Origin of the sequence: Sphingomonas sp. EC-HK361, assembly GCF_902498785.1 — a bacterium.
GTDB lineage: Bacteria > Pseudomonadota > Alphaproteobacteria > Sphingomonadales > Sphingomonadaceae > Sphingomonas.
Genome location: NZ_LR701494.1, coordinates 1268180 through 1287634, shown reverse-complemented (window position 1 = coordinate 1287634; position 19455 = coordinate 1268180). Strand labels below are relative to the sequence as shown.

The following is a 19455-nucleotide window of genomic DNA, read 5'->3' as shown; positions in this document are numbered from 1 at the left end:
GGGCTCCTAACTACTGATCTGTGTGGAAGCGCCCCGGCAGCGGGAGCCTTTCAGGCTGCCAGCCGGAGCGCCTTGCGAGCGAGAAGCGCCGTCACGAACTTATCCCATCTTTTCATTCCGGCACGCTTTTCAGGCATATAATTCCAGCGATCGTAGCTCTTCGAGCTCACGTCCTGAAGCGTGTGATTTTGAAGCCGGTCGCGGATTTCCTTGGAGACGCCAGCCTTACCCGCCAATGTCTTCCAGGTTCGCCTGAGGTCGCGATTGGTCACGTCGGGAATGACGCCGCGCTCTCGCACTCGCCACATAAACGAATAGAGAGTACCATGTGCGACTGGTTTGCTCGGGTCGGTTGCCGAAGGAAAAAACCAGCCGTATTCGTTAGGCGTGATGCTTTCCAGCAGCTCGACCGCGATCGAGGGAAGCGGGATTGCGTGCGCCTTCGTGTTCTTGGTCTTTGACCAATCGAGGATTTGCTCCTTTCGATCATACTGACTGACATGGAGCCGAGCGATCTCCTCGACGCGCTGGCCGGTCAGCATGAGCAAGCGGACCGCTCTGAGATATGGGGGATGCACAGGTGCATCGGGACATTCCAGCCATTTGTAGAGGCGCACGTATTCCTCCTCGGTCAGCCACCTCGTACCAACCACCTTCGGCTCAGTCGGGATGTCTGCAGCCGGATTAAAGGTCAGGCGAAAGCGACGTGGCGAGGCGCTTCGATAATCGTTTTCAGATTTCAAACCCCAGGAGAACGCCGAGCGGATGTAGCTGCGGACATGGTCCGCCATCGATCGCTTTCCTCGATCATAGATGGGTCGGATCACTCCTAACACATCCTCCGGCAGGATTTCCCGAGCTAGCCGATTTCGCCCGAGCGTATCCGCGATCTTGTTCAGCCCCTTTTTGGCTTCCTTCCAAGATGGCTTTCCAGCGTCCTTCAACGCATCCGTATAAGCTTCGAACAGGTCGGCCACCGTCCCGGGTCGGGAGTCGCCTGCGACCTTGATGCTGCTGCCCCGCTGGATCGGAAGCGCATAGTCTCGCTCGAAAATCTTGCGCGCATTTGCCAGCGAAAGCGACGGGTACTCGCCGACCTTCGACTTGATGCGCTTTTTGTCCCTCCACTGGACCGCGTACCAGACCGCTGTAACGCGCTTTGGCATCGGCTTGAGAATCAGCGTCAACCGACCTGTGCCGTGGCCCTCCCCGTCAGGGAGGCTCCTCTCTCTTCGATTGGCTTCGGCAAGTTTAATCGCCTGTCTGATCTCGCCATCTGTCAAAGCTACCACGGGTCATTCCTACGCTGGGGACGGCTCTAAAACTGGGGCCGTAAAGTGGGGGCGGTTAACGTCCATACCCCCAAGAATTGCCACATAACCGTCCCCTGTCAATAGAGATAAAAAACCGCGAAAATGCGCGGTAATGCGCTAGGGTGTGCTGGGGTCAAAATGACCAAGTGGGGTGGTTGTGGACGAGGATGATCGCGGCCGATCCCAAGTCGATCGCACGGCGGATGACTTCGCGGACATGCACCTGCGCGCTGTCGATCGAGCCTTCGCTCACCACCTCGTCGCGGATCAGCATGTTGCGGGTGTTGAGGTGGAGGACGCGCACCCGCTCGATCGCGTGATGCGCCATGTCGGCGTGGAGATAATCGGTCAGCGCCTGCCAGTTGGCGAGGATCGGGCGCGCCTGCACCTCCGATTGCAGCAGCCGGATCGCCGCCGCATGTGCGATCTTGATCGCCGCCGATGCCGTATCGCCCATACCGGGTACGCGCGCGAGCGCCTCCGCATCCGCGGTCAGCAGCCCGCCGATCCCGCCAAATTCGCGCAGCAGCGCCTTTGCAAGCGGCTTCGTATCGCGCCGCGGAATCGCGAGCGCGAGGAGATATTCGATCAGTTCGTGGTCGAGCAGCGCATCGCCGCCCTTGCCGAGCAACCGCTCGCGCAGCCGCGCCCGGTGGCCGTGATTGTCGGAAAGGGGTGGGTCGCCATCGGCCATAGGGCGGGGAGGCTAGGCAAAGGGGCCGCCAATTGCCAGCCGCCGATTTGCCAGCCTGTGCATCGCCCGCCTATGTCGTGCGTTCGGGATCGCGCTAATGGCGCGTGACTTACTGGGGCGTAATGGAGCGTAGCGTGGCAGCGGTGGAGGACGAGACGACGCCCGCCGCCGATCCGCCAGATACACCCCGCCGCCGCCGCAAGCGCCGCGCGGCGGGTTGGCTGGCGGTGCTCCTCATCGGGGTCCTTGCGGCGCTGTGGCTGGTCCGCGTGCCGATCGCGACGGGGGTCGTCGATCGGACGTTTCGCGCAAAGAGCGTGCCCGCGCGGTATCGGATCGCGGACCTGGGGCTGGGGCGCCAGCGACTGACCGGTGTCGTCATCGGCGATCCGGCGCATCCCGATCTCGTCGCCGACTGGATCGAGACGCAGACCGATATCGGCCTGACGGGCGCGACCGTCACCGGGGTCCGGCTCGGTCATGTGCGTGCGCGAGCGCGGCTTGTGAACGGACGACTGTCGCTCGGTGCCATCGACCGGCTGCTGCCCGCGCCGTCTGGTGGCCCGTTCGCGCTGCCGGCGATCGCAGTGGATGCGCAGGACGTTCGCCTGCGGGTCGAGACGCCGGGTGGGGTCGTCGGCGTGAAGATCGCCGGCAAGGGCCGTCTCGACGATGGCTTCCGGGGCAGCGCTGCATTGACGGCGCTCGACTACCGCGTGGCTGGCTGCGAAGCGACGCGGCCCGATGCGGTCCTCGCCTTGCGGATCGTGAACCGCGCCCCGCAGGTCACCGGACCGGTGCGCGTTGCTGCGCTGCGCTGTGCGGGGGGCCAAGCGCAGAGTCTTCGCGCCGATGTCGATGCCCGCCTGTCGCCGGCGCTGGATCGCTGGCGGGGCGGCGCGAAGCTGGCGGTGACGAGCGTCGCCGCGGCCGGGGCTTCCGTGCGGCGGGTCGGCGGAACGATCGGCTTCGACGGCACCGCCAAGGGAACGATCGGCACGGTCGATCTTGCGAGCGGCGATGCCTCCGCGCTTGGCGGACGCGCGGCAAGCCTGCGCGCAGTCGGGCGATACGCGGTGAAGGATGGCGCGCCCTCCTTTGTGGGGCGCATCGGAGGAGACGGCGTCCGCGTGCCCGATGGCTGGCGCGCGCGCGTTCGCGGAATGGCGGCGTCTGCCGATGCGACTCCTGCGGGCCCGCTCGTTCGGCGGCTCGCGGGCGCGATCGATGCGGCGGTAGCGCGCGGGTTGACGGTGGACAGCCAGCTTGCCGCGTCGCCTGCGGGGGTAATGATTTCCCAAGCCGCTCTGCGCGGCGTGACGGGCGCGCGGATGGCCTTTGACGGCGGGGGCGGGATTGCCTTTACGCGGGCGGGCGTGCGGATCGACGGCACGCTCGATACTGGCGGCGGCGGATTGCCCGATGCGCGGATTTCGGTCGCGCAGACGGCGCCCGGCGCGCCGATGACCGGAACCGCGGAGATCGCGCCCTACGCCGCCGGCGGTGCGCGGCTCGCTTTGTCGCGGGTCAGCTTTGCGGCGACGCCCGGCGGCCGAACCGCGATCCGCACGGTGATCCGGCTCGACGGGCCGGTCGGCGATGGCCGGGTCGAGGGGCTGACGCTGCCGATCGACGCGCGCTGGGACGGGCGCGGGACGCTGGTCGTCGATCGGGGCTGCGTGCCGGTGGCGTGGTCGTCGCTGCGCATTTCGAGCCTGTCACTCGCGCCGGCACGGCTGCCGCTCTGCGCGACCGAGGGCGCACTGCTGCGCCTGTCGAACGGGGCGGTGTCCGGCGGCGCGGGGGTCGATTCCTTGCAGCTGGCCGGCACGCTCGGCGGATCGCCCTTGACGCTCGGCGCACGCACGGCGCGGCTGTCGCTTGCAGGGGGGCTGTTCGATCTGACCGGTGTCGAGGCGCGGCTGGGGGCGGCGGATCGCCAGACGCGGCTCGATATCGCGTCGCTTGACGGACGGCTGGCCGATGGGGGCGTGGCCGGTCGCTTCGGCGATGCCGGCGGACAGATCGGCAAGGTGCCGCTTATCCTCTCCAACGTGGGCGGCGACTGGCGTTTTGCGAAGGGCACGCTGGCGCTGAGCGGGGCGCTGAAGGTCGCGGATGCGGCGGACCAGCCGCGGTTCGAGCAACTCGACGGCCGCGCCGTGACCTTGACGCTTAAGAACGGCAGGATCGCCGCCGCGGGGACGCTCTTCGAACCGACGCAAGGCCGCAAGGTCGCCGACGTCACCCTGGCGCACGATCTGTCGTCCGGCAACGGATCGGCAGACCTTGCGGTGCCCGGCATCACCTTCGACAAGGACTTCCAGCCGCCGCTCCTCACCCGGCTGACGTTCGGCGTGATCGCGGATGTGCGCGGCGAGGTCCATGGTGCCGGGCGGATCGACTGGACGCCCGGCGGCGTCACCAGCAGCGGCGATTTCGCGACCGACGGTACCGATCTTGCCGCCGCCTTCGGGCCGGTGACGGGGATCGCGGGCAAGATTCACTTCACCGATCTCCTCGCGCTCGAAAGCGCACCCGGGCAGGTCGCCACGGTGAAGACCATCAACCCCGGCATCGCGGTCGAGGACGGGCGCATCGTCTATCAGACCTATGCCGGCGCACGCGTGCTGGTGAACGGCGGCAAATGGCCGTTTGCGGGCGGCACGCTGTCGCTCGACCCGACGCTGCTCGATTTCTCGTCGCCCACCACCCGGCGGATGACCTTCCAGGTCGCGGGCATGGACGCGGGGCAATTTCTCCAGCAGTTCGATTTCAAGAACATCAACGCGACCGGCACCTTCGACGGCACGCTGCCGATGCTGTTCGACGCGAGCGGCGGGCGGATCGAGGGCGGTCACCTGATCGTGCGTCCCGGCGGCGGCACGCTCGCCTATGTCGGCGACCTGACCGAAAAGGACCTCGGCACCTGGGGCAACCTCGCCTTCCAGGCGCTACGATCGCTGCGCTACCGCAGCCTCGACATCGTGATGAACGGGCCGCTCGCGGGCGAAATGGTGACCGAGGTGCGGTTTGCCGGCATCAGCCAGGGCGAAGGCGCAAAATCGAACTTCCTGATCCGCCGCCTGCAGAAACTGCCCTTCGTCTTCAACATCCGCATCGCCGCGCCCTTCCGCGGCCTCATCGACACCGCCCAGTCCTTCTACGATCCCAAGCGGCTGATCGAGCGCAATCTGAAGCCGTTGATCGAGGAGCAGGAGAAGCGCGCTGCGCCGCCGGCGACCCCTGCAAACCCATCCATTCAGCCCCCCGCAAGCGAGAACCTGCCATGAGCGAAACAGGATTGACGAGGAGGATCAGGATCACGACCTTTGTGGTGATGAAGCGGATGATCGCGATGGGCCTGCTGGGATGGACGACGGCGTGCGTGAACGTCTCGGCCCCCGACAAGCCGATCGAGATCAACCTCAACATCAAGGTGACGCAGGAAGTGGTCTATCGCCTCGACGGCGATGCGAAGGCGCTGATCCAGTCGAATCCGGGGATATTCTGAGATGAAGACGACAACGATTCTCACCGCAGCCGCCGCGATCGGCCTCGTCGCCCTTGGCGCGACGGCGGCGTTCGCGCAGCGCGATCCGGCCTATGCCGCCGCCCGCTCGGCCGGGCAGATCGGCGAGCAGCCTGATGGCTATATCGGCATCGTTGGCGCGGCGTCGCCTGACCTGCGCGCGCTGGTCGGCGACATCAACATCAAGCGCAAGGCGGCTTATACGCAGAAGGCCAGCGCGAGCGGGGCGACGGTGGAGCAGATGGCCTTCACCAGCGGTTGCAACCTGATCGCGAGCACGTCCGCCGGCGAGAAATACCAGACGCCGTCGGGGGTGTGGAAGACGCGCACTGCGGCGGCGCCGGACCGCGATTCGCGCTGCGTCTAGTCTGTCGCCCCTGCGCAGGCAGGGGCCAATGTCTGGCCGTAGCGCGCCTAGCAGACAGACAGGGATCCCTGCCTGCGCAGGGATGGCGCGGCGGCAGCCGGAAGCGGACTCCACCCGATGTTGACTTGATGACAACCCGTTCCTAAACGGGCGGCGCCTTGGCGGGCTTGCCGCTCGGCTATCCTTCTGCCTGCCCAACGAAGATAAAAGGGGGCAGGCCGATGGCCGAAGACAAGTCCGGACCAGACCCCCATGGCGACGATGCGCGACTGACTTCGCTCGATGCACGGCTGCGTGCTGCCGAGCGTCAGGAGGCGGATCGAACCGGTTCGGGCAAGGCGGTGACCGACGATGGCTATCGTCTCGGCAACCGCGTGCTCGCCGAACTGCTGGGGGGAATGATCGGCGGCGCGCTCATCGGCTGGGTCATCGACCTGGTCGCGGGCACGAAGCCCTGGGGACTGCTCGTGATGCTCGCCCTCGGGATCGTCGTCGCGTTCAGGAACATCATTCGGATTTCGAACCGGCGCTCGAAGTGATCTTCGGGCGTTTTGGTTAGGGGAACAGTTCACGTGGCGGCAGGCGGCGGCAAGATCGATCCGATGCACCAGTTCGAGGTGCAGACGCTCTGGCAGGGATTCAATCTCGGCGGGCATCAGATCGCGTTCACCAATTCGGCGCTGTGGATGTGCCTGGCGGTCGTCGCGCTCGTCGTCTTCATGGCGGGCGGGCTGAGCGGCCGGCTGGTTCCCAATCGCTGGCAGATGATGGTCGAGGGCTCGGCGCGCTTCGTCGACAACATGCTCAGCGCCAATGTCGGGCCGGAGGGCAAGCGCTACGTGCCCTACGTCTTCTCGCTCTTCATGTTCATCCTGTTCGCCAATCTGCTCGGGCTGTTGCCGCTGGGGTTGGTCGGTGTCCATCCATTCACCTTCACCAGCCACTTCACCGTAACCGGCGTGCTGGCGGTGATGAGCTTCTCGATCGTGCTCATCGTCGGCTTCTGGCGCCACGGCCTGCATTTCTTCAGCCTGTTCGTGCCGCACGGTACCCCGCTGTGGCTGATCTGGCTCATCCCGGTGATCGAGTTCGTCTCGTTCATGGTGCGCCCCTTCTCGCTCGGCCTGCGACTGTTCGTCGCGATGACCGCGGGGCACGTCCTCCTCGAGGTGCTGTCGGGGTTCGTCATCAACTCGACGAATGCGGGCGCCGGCTTCGGCATCGGCGTCGGCATCCCCAGCTTCATCCTGATGATCGGCATCTGCGCGCTGGAGCTGCTGGTCGCTGCGATCCAGGCCTATGTGTTCGCGCTGCTCACGTCGCTGTATATCAACGACGCGGTCAATCTTCACTGAGTTTTCACGTCAACCATCTGACTTTTCTAGGGAGTTAATCATCATGGATCCTACCGCAGCCAAGCTCATCGGTGCCGGCCTCGCAGCGATCGGCGCCGGTATGGCCGCCATCGGCGTGGGTAACGTCTTCGGCTCGTTCCTCGAAGGCGCGCTGCGCAATCCGGGTGCGGCCGATGGCCAGCAGGGTCGCCTGTTCATCGGCTTCGCGGCTGCCGAGCTTCTCGGCCTGCTCGCGTTCGTCGTCGCGATGATCCTGATCTTCGTCGCCTAAGACGCGGTAACACCCAACTCCGTCCGTCCCGATCAGCGGGGCGGACGGCGAGAGGATACGATGCCTCAGATTTCCCAGCTTGCCGCCACCTACGCGTCGCAGATCTTCTGGCTGCTCGTGACCTTCGGCGTCGTCTTCTTCGTCGTCGGTCGCGGGATGCTGCCGAAGGTGCAGGCGACGATCGACCAGCGTGACGGCTCGATCGCGGCTGACCTTGCGGCTGCCAAGGCGGCGCGCGATGCGGCCGACGCGGCGGAAGCGCAGTGGCATCAGCGCGATCTCGCCAACCGCGAGCGCGCGCAGGGCATCGTTTCGGAGGCGCGCGCGCGTGCTGCCAAGGCGAGCGAGGCGACGCTGGCCAAGGCCAATGCGGAGCAGGCTACGCGCGTCGCGGCCGGTGAAGCCGAGATCGGCGCCGCGGCACAGCGTGCCACGACCGAGATCGAGGCGCTGTCGGCCGAACTGGCGCAGGACATCGTCCAGCGCGTGTCCGGCCTGTCGGTGAGCGCCGACGAGGCGCAGGGCGCGGTCAAGGCGGTGCTGGCCAATGGTTAAGCCGACCTACGATCCGGGAGCGAACGTCGTGGCGCACAATCTGGCGGATGCCGACAAGATGGAGGGCATGCCCAAGGCGGGCAAGCACACCGCCGAAGTCGGCACGGCCGAGCATCACGCCGAACCCGCCGCGCTCGGGCTGAATGGCGGCGCCTGGGTGGCGCTCGCGATGCTGGTCTTCCTCATCATCGTCGTTGCGAAGGGCGGAGTCAGGGCGATCACCGGCGGGCTCGATCGCCAGATCGCGGACATCCGCAAGCAGCTCGACGATGCCAAGTCGCTGCGTGCAGAGGCCGAAGCGCTGCGCGATGAATATGCGCGCAAGATCGCCGATGCCGAAAAGACCGCGGGCGAGATGATGGCGCACGCCGAAGCCGAGGCGGCGGTCATCGTCGACAAGGCGAAGACCGACGCCGCCGACCTCGTCGAGCGTCGCGGCAAGATGGCTGAGGACAAGATCGCCGCGGCGGAGCGTACCGCGCTCGCCGAAGTGCGCGCCAAGGCCGCCGATGCAGCGGCCAGGGCCGCAGGCGCGCTGATCGAGCAGCGGCTCGACGCGGGCAGCGACAAGGCGCTGGTCGACCGCACGATCGCGGGGCTTGGCCGGCTGAACTGAGTAATGTGCTCCCGCGAAGGCGGGAGCCCAGTCTGGATCCCCGCCTTCGCGGGGATACATCTCCATTACACGATCTCTTGCGGGTTTCCGGTCGTGTCTCATCTTCAGAGCCCGGGAGATACACCATGTCCTGGCTCATCCTCGCCATTGCCGTCGTCACCGAAATCTGCTGGGCGCTGAGCCTCAAATGGGCCGCGACCGTCGCGACGTGGCAGGCGTCGAGCGTGCCGATCATCCTCAGCTTTGTGAACATGGGGCTGCTCGCGCTCGCGATGCGCGGCCTGCCGGCGGGGACGGCCTATGCGGTCTGGACGGGACTCGGCGCGGTCGGGGTGATTATCGGGGGGATTTTTCTGTTCGGCGACAAGGTCAGCACCGTGCAGGCTTGCTTCATGGCGCTGACCGTCATCGGCGTGGTCGGCACGAAGCTCTTCGCGCAGGGTTAGGTCGGGGCTAGCCGCTGCTGGCACGAAATCCTAGATTCGCGCCGATGTCGTCGCCCAACGCCCCCGATCGGTTCAACGAGGAAAAGTCGACCTTCACCGTCCGCGGTGGAGGCGAGGCGCCCGATCTGCAGGCGGGGGTCGCCGCGATCCGCAACGTGCTCAAGACGCTCCCCGCGCGGCCCGGCGTCTACCGGATGCAGGATGCGCGGGGCGACGTGCTCTACGTCGGCAAGGCGCGCGCGCTCAAGAGCCGGGTGACGAACTACACCCAGGTCGATCGGCTGCCCAAGCGGTTGCAGCGGATGGTCGCGCAGACGCGGTCGATGACGATCGTGACGACGAACAACGAAGCGGAGGCACTGCTGCTCGAGGCGCAACTGATCAAGCGCTACCGCCCCGCCTACAACGTGCTGCTGCGCGACGACAAAAGCTTCCCCTTCATCCTGCTGCGCGCCGATCACGCCTTTCCGCGCATCCAGAAGCATCGCGGCGCGCGGCGGGCGAAGGGCAATTATTACGGGCCGTTCGCGAGCGCCGGCAGCGTCAACAACACGCTCAACGCGCTCCAGAAGCTGTTCTTGCTGCGCAGCTGCACCGACAGCTTCTTCCGCAACCGCGACCGGCCGTGCCTGCTCTACCAGATCAAGCGCTGCTCCGCGCCGTGCGTCGGGCGAATCGACGAAGCGGGGTATGACGAACTGGTCGAGGAAGCGAAGGCATTCCTCGCAGGCAAGGCCACGCAGGTGCAGGCGAAGCTCGGCGCGCAGATGCAGGCGGCGGCGGAGGGCATGGACTTCGAGCTGGCGGCTGTGCTGCGCGACCGGTTACGAGCGCTGACCTTCATCCAGGGCACGCAGGCGATCAACGCGGAAGGGGTGGGCGACGCCGATATCTTCGCGCTGGCGTGTCACGAGGGGGTGATGGGCATCCAGGCCTTCTTCATCCGCGGCGGGCAGAATTGGGGGCATCGCAGCTTCTTCCCCTCGCACACCGCCGACGTGCCCGAGGACGAGGTGCTGTCGCAGTTCCTGATGCAATTCTACGAGGAGGTGCCGCCGGCGAAACAGGTGCTGCTCGATCGGGCGCTGCCCGAGGGCGATCTGCTGGCCGAGGCGCTGGGCGAGGCGGCGGGCTACAAGGTCGCGCTGTCGGTGCCGCAGCGCGGCGACCGCCGGCGGCTGATGGAGCAGGCGAAGCGCAATGCGACCGAGGCGCTGGAGCGGCGCCTCGCCGAATCGACGACGCAGGCCAAGCTCAACCGCGAGGTGGCGGAGCTGTTCGATCTCGCCGAGCCGCCCGACCGGATCGAGGTTTACGACAACAGCCACATCCAGGGCACGAACGCGCTGGGCGCGATGATCGTCGCGGGGCCGGAGGGTTTCCGCAAAGGCCAGTATCGCAAGTTCAACATCAAGCGCGCGGAGACGAAGCCCGGCGACGACTTCGCGATGATGCGTGAGGTCTTCCAGCGTCGCTTTGCCCGCGCCCAGGCCGACGACCCCGATCGCGATTCGGGGGACTGGCCCGATCTCGTGCTGATCGATGGCGGACGCGGGCAGCTGAACGCGGTCAAGGCCGCGCTGGAGGAGCTGGGCATCGAGGATGTGTGCCTTGTCGGCATCGCCAAGGGGCCGCACCACGGCCGCGACGGGCGGGAGGTGTTCCACTTGGCTGACGGGCGCGACTTCCAGCTGCCGGTCAACTCGCCGGTGCTGTTCTATCTCCAGCGCCTGCGCGACGAGGTTCACCGCTTCGCGATCGGCGCGCACCGGGCGAAGCGCGCCAAGGCGATCGGCGCGAGCCCGCTCGACGAGGTTCCGGGCATCGGACCCGCGCGCAAGAAGGCGCTGCTGATGCATTTCGGCACCGGCCGCGCGGTGCGTAACGCGAGCCTTGCCGATCTCCGGAAAGCGCCCGGCGTTTCGGCGGCGGTGGCACAGCAGGTGTACGACTTCTACCACGCCAAATGACCCCTTGCGGGCGACGCGCGCGCATCTATCATCGCCTGCGGGGATGGTTCCGGGGGCACGATAAGACAATGCGCAATCTGGCGATTTTCGCCGCTCTGCTGGCAACGAGTGCGGTTGCCCGGGCGGGTGACAAGGTTCTTGTCGGCCCCACACCGGCGTGGGTCAAACCCACGGGATTTTCCGCAGCAGCAACGGCTGGCAAGCCCGACGATTCGCCGGTCAGAATGATCTTTTCCGATCAGCAGCTGCATCTCGATCGCGGCCGACAGACGGTTTACAGCGACATGGCGTTTCGCATCCAGACGCCGCAGGGCCTCGAGGCGGGCAACATCTCGTTTCCGTGGAAACCGGACACCGACGAGCTGACTGTGCACAAGCTGCTGATCCGTCGCGGGGACAAGACGATCGACGTGTTGGCGTCCGGCCAGACGTTCACCGTTGTACGGCGCGAGACGAACCTGGAAAGCGCGACGCTCGATGGCGTGCTGACCGCCAACATTCAACCCGAAGGTCTGCAGGTCGGCGATGTGCTGCAGGTCACGATGTCGATGACGACCAGCGATCCTGTGATTCAGGGGCATGTCGAAGCGTTGGCGGGTGCGTGGAACGGTGTTCCCGTCGATCGCGCGCACCTGCGCGTCGAATGGCCGTCGGCGGTGCCGATGCGCTTTCGGCAGACGGCGTCGCTGCCCGCAATGAAAGCGATACGATCGGGTGACATGACGACCCTTGAGCTTTCGCTCGACAATCTGCAACCGGTGCTCGCTCCCAAGGGCGCGCCCGTGCGATACCAGATCGGGCGCCTGATCGAGCTGTCCGACTTCACATCCTGGGCGGACCTCGGCAGCCTGCTTGCCCCATTGTACCAGAAGGCGGCCGTGCTGCCGGCGCAGGGGCCGCTTGCAGAGGAAGTGGCGCGGATCAAGGCGCTCTCGACCGATCCGGGAATGCGCGCCGAAGCGGCATTGACCTTGGTCCAGGACCGTGTCCGCTATGTCGCGCTGGCAATGGGGACCGGGGGACTGGTGCCCGCCGATGCGGCTACGACCTGGTCGCGCCGCTACGGAGACTGCAAGGGCAAAACGGTGCTGTTGCTCGCCATCTTGCGAGCGCTCGGTATCGAAGGCGAACCGGTCGCGGTCAGCTCTGTATTGGGTGATGGCATGGATCAGCGGTTACCGCGCGTCGGCGCGTTCGATCATGTGCTGGTGCGCGCGACGATCGCGGGGCGCTCCTACTGGATGGACGGCACCCGAAAGGGGGATACGAGTCTGGACCGGCTAACCGTTCCAGCCTTCGGCTGGGGATTGCCGCTAGTCCCGAGCGGCGCCGCGCTGGTCCGAATGATGCCGTCACCACTGGAGAAACCGGCGCAAAGCGTATCGATCACGATCGACGCGAGGGCAGGGCTGACAGCCCCTGCCCCGATAAAGGTGGAAACGATTTTTCGGGGCGATGCCGCTGCTGCGGCAAATGCCGGCTTGGCAAATCTTGTCGGCGATGCGCGAGACCGTGCGCTACGCGACTATTGGAAAGGACAGTATGACTCTGTCGAGGTGACGACGACCACCGCGACCTTCGATCCCAAATCGGGAGAGGAGCGGATGACGATGGAGGGCAAGGCCCGGATGGACTGGAGTTCGGGCTGGTACGAAACGGATGGCACCGGGCTGGGCTACAAGGCCGATTTCAGCCGCGATCAGGGGCCGGATCGGGACGCGCCTTTTGCGGTTGCCTATCCCTATTACAATATGTCGGTCGAGACGATCCTCCTTCCGCCCGGCTTTCCCGACACCAAGACCGGGGTAAAGAACGATATCGACCGCACCGTGGCGGGCGTCGAATATCACCGCCGCGTGCGCCTCACCGATGGCACGTTCCGCGTCGAAACCAGCGAACGGAGCATTGCGCCTGAATTTCCCGCCAAGGACGCGGCGGCGGCGCAGATCGCATTGCGCGAATTTGCCGATGACACGGTGTATATTCGGCGCCCGGATAGTTATCGTCCGACCGACGCCGATATGGTGGTTGCCATGCAGGGGACGCCGAAGACCGCTGCGGCATTTCTGGATCGCGGCAATGCGCTGATGGATCGACAGCGGTTCGACGAAGCGCTGAAGGATTTCGAGGCGGCGCTGGCGATCGAACCCAAGAACGCCGTTGCCCTCGCGGATCGTGGACTGGCCAGGGTCTGGAAGCAGGATTTGCCCGCAGGCGCTCGCGATTTCGACGCCGCGCTCGCGGTCGATCCGCGCAATGCGGTCGCTTATCGTGGACGAGGGTTGCTGGCCGATATGCAGGAAAAGCCTGCCGACGCCATCGCTGCCTACACAAAAGCGCTTGAACTGGAGCCTGACAACCCCTTCGCGCTCGGAAGGCGGGCAGCGGCCTATCGCGCCGACGGCAAGGCCGCGTTGGCGCTGTCCGATGCCGCAACCGCGATCGCCGCCTATCCGACATGGGTCGACATGTATCTGTTGCGCGCCAACATCCTGCGCGGTCTTGGCAAGACTGATGAGGTTGCCAGCGAAGCTGCGGCGCTTGCGAGCGCAAATCCCGGAGATGTTTACGCGCATGTCGTGGCGGCCAGTCTCTATGGCGCGTCAGGGCGCAAAGTCGACGCCATGCGCGAATATGACCGTGCGATCGCGATCAAGCCAGAGGCGTATATATACGTGAACCGCGCTGGGTGGCGGCCGAAAGCCGATCGGACGGGACGTATGGCGGATATCGACGCCGCCTTGAAGCTTGAACCGAAGTCCGAAGAAGCTTTGGCGGCAAAAGCGAGACTCATGGTTGAAGGTGGCGATTTCGCGAGCGCAGCCTCGCTCTACACCGTGGCGCTGGGCGATCATCCCAAATCGGTCGACTTGTTGGTCGGACGCGGAATCGCTCGTGCGAAGGCTGGAGATATGACAGGCTCCGGCAAGGACTTTGCGGCGGCGCGCGCGGGCGTCTCTGGTCCGGGCGAACTGAACAATCTGTGCTGGAACAAGGCGACTGCCGGCGTCGAGCTGGAATCGGCGCTCGCCGATTGCGATGCCGCGTTGCTCAAGTCGCCCGATACGCCGAGCTTTCTCGACAGCAAAGGACTGGTGCTGCTGCGCCTGGGCCGGGTCGATGAGGCGATTGCAATGTACGGCCGCGCATTGTCACGCGCGCCCACCATGGCAGCGTCGCTTTACGGCCGTGCAATCGCGTGGTCGCGCAAGGGCGACAAGGCGAAGGCGTCCGCCGATCAGGCTGCGGCGCGCAAGGCGAGTCCGGGTGTCGAAGATCAGTTTGCGGGATACGGTCTTCGGCTTTAGCCCTGTTCCAGCCCTTATCGGGCTTTGCCAATTCTTCACCACGCCGGCCTAGATGGGGGGCATGCCGACCCCAGTCTTCCTGACCATCGATACCGAATTCGCGTGGCGCCACCATAGCGCCGGCAACGATGTGTCGGCGATCCACGCGCTGTCGCTGGAACCGGCCGGCGTGGGACTTGCCTGGCAGCTCGAGACGCTGGCGCGCCATGCACTGCGCGCAGTGTTCTTCGTCGATCCGATGCCGGCGCTCATCTACGGGCTCGATCCCTTCCGCCGGATCGTCGGCGCGATCCTCGAGGCGGGGCAGGACGTCCAGCTTCACCTGCACGCGCAGTGGGCCGGGGCGAAGGCGGACGACCGGGCGGCGCATGGCCGGTTCGAGCTGATCGACTTCGCCTGCGACGAACAGCGCGATCTGCTGGCGGGTGCGATCGACCTTCTGGTCGCCGCCGGTGCGCCGCGACCCGTCGCGTTTCGGGCGGGCAGCTATTCCGCCAATGACGACACGCTCGCCGCCCTCGCCGATCTCGGCCTGCGCTACGACAGCAGCCACAACGGTGCCGGTCACCCCTGGCCCAGCGCGATCGCGCTTCCCCAGCGCCAGATCGCCCCGGTGCGGCATTGCGGACTCATCGAGGTGCCCGTGACGACCATCGAGGACCAGCCGGGGCATCTGCGCAATTTCCAGATCTGCGCCCTGTCGAGCGGCGAGATGCGCGCCGCGCTGGAACATGCGGTCGCCTATGAGCATGGCGTAGTGACGATCGTCGGCCACAGCTTCGAACTCGCCAACCGTGCCGGCACGCGCGCGAACGCGGTGCATGTCCGCCGGTTCGAGGCGTTGTGCGCGATGCTGGGCGAGATGCGCGAGATGCTGCCGACGATGCACTTCGCCGACGAGCCGCGGCTGCAGCTCGGCCGCGACGACGCGCCGCTCGGCCCATCCATCCTGCGGTTGCGCTGGCGGCAGGCGGAGCAGCTCTGGTCGAACATGGTGGAGGAGCGCGCGGCGTGAGCGCGGCGGCCATCCCGCTGAAATTCCAGGTCGGCGCGCGCACGCTGGTGGCGATTCCGCGGCGGCTCGTTCGTGTGGCCTATGCGCTGACCGATGTGCTCGCGTCCGCGGACCCCGCCCTGCCGCCGCTCGAGGAGCGCGCGCACGGCTATCTCGTGACTTCGCTCCCCGGAGCGCTGCTGCCGGCGCTCGCGCGTCGCGGCATGATCACTTTCGTGCGGCAGCACTACACGCGCTATTTCGTCGATCTGGCTGTGGGGGAGGGTGCGTGGCGGGCAGCGCTTTCCGGCCAGATGCGATCGACGCTGAAACGCAAGGCGAAGAAACTTGCGCAGGCGAATGGCGGCACGCTCGATATCCGCGGGTACCGCGCGGCAGAGGAAGTCGCCGCCTTCCATCTGTTGGCCCGCGCGGTGTCGGCAACGACCTATCAGGAGCGATTGCTGGACTCGGGGCTGCCGGCCGATCCCGGCAAGCTGATCGCGCGAGCGGCGGCGGACGAGGTGCGCGCCTGGCTGTTGTTTCTGGACGATGCGCCGATCGCGTATTTGTGCTGTCAGGCGGTCGGCACGACACTGCGCTACGATTTCGTCGGGCATGATCCGGCCTATGGCGCCTTGTCGCCGGGAACGGTCCTGATGGAGCGCGCGCTGGGCGATCTGTTCGGGGATCGCTTCGCGGCGTTCGATTTCACCGAAGGTGAAGGGCAGCACAAGCGCGGCTTTGCGACCGGCGGGGTCGCGTGCTGCGATGTGCTGCTGCTGCGCCCGACGGTGGTGAACCGGGCGACGGTAGCAGCGATCGGCGGCTTCGACGCCTTGATGGCGATGGCCAAGCGCTGGAGCGAGATGCCGGCGCTGAACTGCCTGGCGAAGCGGGTGCGCCGCTGAGCCGTATCCCCGCCTTCGCGGGAGCACATCGTTGCCCGCAGAGCACTTCGCGTCCCGTCTGCTGACCGGTAATAGGACGTTATGCATCTCGCAGCCTCCGCCATCGTCCTGTCGATCCGTGCGCATGGCGAGCATGGCGCGATCGTGCGGGCGCTGACTGCGGAGGCGGGGGTGCAGGCGGGATATGTTCGCGGTGGCCGGTCGCGGCGGCTGCGGCCGATCCTCCAGCCGGCGAACACCGTGCTGGGGGATTGGCGCGCGCGCACCGAGGAGCAGCTTGCGGCGCTGACCGTCGAACTCATTCACAGCCGCGCCGCGCTCCACGGCGAGCCGTTGCCGGCGGCGGCGTTCGACTGGCTGACGACGCTGACCGCGAGCGCCCTGCCGGAGGGCCAACCCTATCCGCGGCTCCATGCGGCGCTGGAGGGTGTGCTGGATGCGATCGAAGCGGCGCCGGCGGCCTGGGGCTGGGCGGGAAGCCTCGCACGCTATGAATTGCTGCTGCTTGCCGAGATGGGCTTCGGTCTCGATCTGTCGGCGTGCGTGGCGACTGGCGCGGCTGACGACCTCGCCTTCGTCAGCCCGAAAAGCGGCGGCGCCGTCTCGCGCGGTGCGGCTGCGGGCTACGAGGCGCGGTTGCTGCCGCTGCCGCCGTTTCTGACCCAGGGCGGGCAGGCGGACTGGGGCGATGTGCTCGCGGGACTCGCCATCACCGGGCATTTCCTCGCGCGCGATATCCTCATCGATCGCCGTGCCGAGGTGCTGGCGTCGCGCGAGCGGCTCGTCGAGCGGCTGAAAAGGGCGGTTGCGTGACGCGCGCGCGCTCGGCATGGCGGCGTGTGGGTTTTGGGGAGTGGGGATGACGCACGCGCCGCTGATCGCGATTCTGCCGGGGGACGGGATCGGGCCGGAAGTGACCGCACAGGCGCGGCGGGTGCTGGAGGCGCTGGGGCTCGGGCTTGCGTTCGAGGAAGCGCCCGTCGGTGGTGCGGCATACCGCGCGGCGGGGCATCCGCTGCCGCCGGAGACGCTGTCGCTTGCGCGGCGGGCCGATGCGATCCTGTTCGGGGCGGTCGGCGATCCCGATTTCGACGGGCTGGAGCGCGCGCTGCGCCCCGAACAGGCGATCCTCGGGCTGCGCAAATCGCTGGCGCTGTTCGCCAATCTGCGCCCGGCACGGCTTTTTCCAGGGCTGGAGGATGCGTCCGCGCTCCGCCCCGAGATCGCGCGCGCGATCGATCTCGTCATCGTGCGCGAGCTGACCGGCGACGTCTATTTCGGCGACAAGGGGCGTGGCATCACCCATACGGGTCTGCGCGAAGGGCATGACCTGATGCGCTATGACGAGGTCGAGGTCGCGCGGATCGCGCGGGTCGGCTTCGAGACCGCGATGAAGCGCAAGCGGCGGCTCGTTTCGGTGGACAAGGCGAACGTCCTCGAAACCTCGCAGCTGTGGCGCGAGATCGTCGAGGAGGTGGCGCGCGACTTTCCCGAGGTCGAACTCGCGCACATGTACGTCGATAATGCCGCGATGCAGCTGGTGCGCGCGCCACAGAATTTCGACGTCATCGTCACCGGCAACCTCTTTGGCGACATCCTGTCCGACCAGGCATCGATGTGCGTTGGGTCGATCGGGATGCTGCCGTCGGCCTCGCTCGATCAGCATGGCAAGGGTCTGTATGAACCGATCCACGGATCCGCGCCCGATATCGCGGGGGCCGGCAAGGCCAATCCGTGCGCGGCGATCCTGTCGGCGGCGATGATGCTGCGCCATTCCTTCGGGATGAGCGAACCGGCCGACCGGATCGAGCGTGCGGTCGCTGCCGTGCTGGCGCAGGGCAAGCGCACCGCCGATCTCGGCGGGGATTGCGCGACGGGCGCGATGGGCGATGCGATCGTGGCGGCGCTGTGACCCAGCTGCTCGACGTCGCGGTCGTCATCCCGACCTTCAACGAAAAGGCGAACGTGCCGACGCTCGTCGCCAAGCTCGACCAGGCGCTCGCCGGACTCGCCTGGGAAGCGATCTTCGTCGATGACGACAGCCCGGACGGCACCGCGCAGGCCGCGCGCGAGATCGGGCGCGTCGACCGGCGCGTGCGGGTCATCCAGCGGATCGGCCGGCGCGGGCTGTCGACCGCGTGCATCGAGGGGATGTGTGCGACCGCTGCGCCGCTGGTCGCGGTCATCGACGGCGACCTGCAGCATGACGAGACGATCCTGCCCAAGATGGTCGCCGCGCTGCAGGGTGATCCGGCGATCGACCTCGTCGTCGGATCGCGCTTCGTCGAGGGCGGCGGCACGGGCGAGTGGGACCGCGACCGTGTCGCCAAATCGGCGTTCGCGACCAACCTGTCGCGGCGGGTGCTCAAGGCCGATCTCAGCGACCCGATGAGCGGCTTCTTCATGATCCGCAGCGATGTGCTGCGCGGCCTTGTTCCGCATCTCGCCGGCATCGGCTTCAAAATCCTGCTCGACATCATGACCGCGAGCCCGCGCCCGCTCGGCTTCACGGAACTGCCCTACACCTTCCGCGTGCGGACCGAGGGCGAGAGCAAGCTCGATCACGTCGTCGCGATGGAGTATCTGATCGCGCTCTACGACCGAAAGTTCGGGCGCGTCGTGCCGGTGCGTTTCGCGATGTTCTCCGCGATCGGCGTCATCGGCACTGGGTTGCACATGGGAGTGTTGTCGCTCTTCTACCTCGGGCTGGGTGCAAGCTTCCTGCTCGGCCAGATTCTGGCGACCGTCGCCGCGATGACCTTCAACTTCTTCCTGAACAACGCGCTGACCTATCGCGACCGGCGGTTGAAGGGGTGGCGCCAGATGCTCGACGGCTGGGTGTCCTTCTGCGTCGTCTGCTCGGTCGGCGCGGTCGCGAATGTGGGCGTGGCTGGGTTCCTCCACGACGTGCGCGACGGGGCCTGGGCCACGTCGGCTCTCGTCGGCGTGCTCATCGGCGCGGTGTGGAACTACGCGCTGTCGTCCAAATTCACCTGGGGTCGCTACTGAACTCCAAATCCTCCTCTGGAAGGGGGGGCCATGCGAAGCAGGTGGAGGGGTGTCGCGCTATCGAGAGGGCGATACCCCTCCGTCAGCGCTCCGCGCTGCCACCTCCCCTTTCAG

The 19455-nt window shown here is 66.6% G+C and carries 17 protein-coding genes and 1 pseudogene; 16 read left to right on the top strand and 2 right to left on the bottom strand.

Translation table 11 applies throughout. The features are described 5' to 3' along the window. Positions 1–50 precede the first annotated feature (50 nt). Positions 51–1187, bottom strand: coding sequence for a tyrosine-type recombinase/integrase (locus BOS5A_RS13560; protein ID WP_234419335.1), 1137 nt, complete (start codon positions 1185–1187; stop codon positions 51–53). A 271-nt stretch (positions 1188–1458) separates the two neighbouring features. Continuing rightward, positions 1459–2007 (bottom strand): annotated as a pseudogene (locus BOS5A_RS13555) (JAB domain-containing protein); the annotation flags it as partial. Positions 2008–2129: 122 nt separating this feature from the next. On the opposite strand from BOS5A_RS13555, the gene BOS5A_RS13550 reads away from it, so the two are divergent. The 16 genes from BOS5A_RS13550 (at position 2130) to BOS5A_RS13475 (ending at position 19341) form a co-directional block, all read left to right on the top strand. Further along, positions 2130–5300 carry a YdbH domain-containing protein gene (locus tag BOS5A_RS13550; protein WP_234419334.1) on the top strand — a complete coding sequence of 1057 codons (3171 nt, stop codon included), beginning with the start codon at positions 2130–2132 and terminating at the stop codon, positions 5298–5300. 47 nt (positions 5301–5347) lie between these two features. Beyond that, entirely contained in the window at positions 5348–5521 is a 174-nt protein-coding gene (locus tag BOS5A_RS13545; protein ID WP_151955598.1) for a YnbE family lipoprotein, read from the top strand. Between the two features lies 1 nt (position 5522). Further along, positions 5523–5906, top strand: a complete 384-nt coding sequence (locus BOS5A_RS13540) for a YdbL family protein (protein ID WP_151955597.1) — start codon at positions 5523–5525, stop codon at positions 5904–5906. A 221-nt stretch (positions 5907–6127) separates the two neighbouring features. Then, the gene (locus tag BOS5A_RS13535) at positions 6128–6445 is read left to right on the top strand and encodes an AtpZ/AtpI family protein (protein ID WP_151955596.1); all 318 of its coding nucleotides are present in this window, start codon (positions 6128–6130) and stop codon (positions 6443–6445) included. A 33-nt stretch (positions 6446–6478) separates the two neighbouring features. Beyond that, a complete protein-coding gene (locus tag BOS5A_RS13530) occupies positions 6479–7261 on the top strand; it encodes a F0F1 ATP synthase subunit A (RefSeq protein ID WP_199857374.1) in 783 nt (260 codons plus the stop codon). Positions 7262–7304: 43 nt separating this feature from the next. Further along, positions 7305–7532 carry a F0F1 ATP synthase subunit C gene (locus BOS5A_RS13525; RefSeq protein WP_151955595.1) on the top strand — a complete coding sequence of 76 codons (228 nt, stop codon included), beginning with the start codon at positions 7305–7307 and terminating at the stop codon, positions 7530–7532. 60 nt (positions 7533–7592) lie between these two features. Further along, on the top strand, positions 7593–8087 hold the full coding sequence (locus BOS5A_RS13520) for a F0F1 ATP synthase subunit B family protein (RefSeq protein ID WP_151955594.1): 495 nt from the start codon (positions 7593–7595) through the stop codon (positions 8085–8087). Next, a complete protein-coding gene (locus tag BOS5A_RS13515) occupies positions 8080–8703 on the top strand; it encodes a F0F1 ATP synthase subunit B family protein (RefSeq protein WP_234419333.1) in 624 nt (207 codons plus the stop codon). The genes BOS5A_RS13520 and BOS5A_RS13515 overlap by 8 nt, the downstream gene beginning before the upstream one ends. 125 nt (positions 8704–8828) lie before the next feature. Continuing rightward, the gene (locus tag BOS5A_RS13510) at positions 8829–9149 is read left to right on the top strand and encodes a DMT family transporter (RefSeq protein WP_151955593.1); all 321 of its coding nucleotides are present in this window, start codon (positions 8829–8831) and stop codon (positions 9147–9149) included. A gap of 44 nt (positions 9150–9193) precedes the next feature. Further along, positions 9194–11119 (top strand): excinuclease ABC subunit UvrC, encoded by a 1926-nt coding sequence (uvrC, locus tag BOS5A_RS13505; protein WP_151955592.1) that lies wholly within the window; start codon positions 9194–9196, stop codon positions 11117–11119. Positions 11120–11187: 68 nt separating this feature from the next. Next, positions 11188–14427, top strand: a complete 3240-nt coding sequence (locus BOS5A_RS13500; RefSeq protein WP_199857373.1) for a DUF3857 domain-containing protein — start codon at positions 11188–11190, stop codon at positions 14425–14427. Between the two features lie 61 nt (positions 14428–14488). After that, complete coding sequence (locus BOS5A_RS13495; protein WP_151955590.1) at positions 14489–15442, top strand: polysaccharide deacetylase; 954 nt, start codon at positions 14489–14491, stop codon at positions 15440–15442. Continuing rightward, entirely contained in the window at positions 15439–16332 is an 894-nt protein-coding gene (locus BOS5A_RS13490; protein ID WP_234419332.1) for a GNAT family N-acetyltransferase, read from the top strand. The genes BOS5A_RS13495 and BOS5A_RS13490 overlap by 4 nt, the downstream gene beginning before the upstream one ends. 81 nt (positions 16333–16413) lie before the next feature. Beyond that, a complete protein-coding gene (gene recO, locus BOS5A_RS13485) occupies positions 16414–17145 on the top strand; it encodes a DNA repair protein RecO (protein WP_151955589.1) in 732 nt (243 codons plus the stop codon). Between the two features lie 46 nt (positions 17146–17191). Beyond that, positions 17192–18244 carry a 3-isopropylmalate dehydrogenase gene (leuB, locus tag BOS5A_RS13480; RefSeq protein ID WP_151955588.1) on the top strand — a complete coding sequence of 351 codons (1053 nt, stop codon included), beginning with the start codon at positions 17192–17194 and terminating at the stop codon, positions 18242–18244. A gap of 5 nt (positions 18245–18249) precedes the next feature. Next, complete coding sequence (locus BOS5A_RS13475) at positions 18250–19341, top strand: glycosyltransferase family 2 protein (RefSeq protein ID WP_442800530.1); 1092 nt, start codon at positions 18250–18252, stop codon at positions 19339–19341. Positions 19342–19455 lie beyond the last annotated feature (114 nt).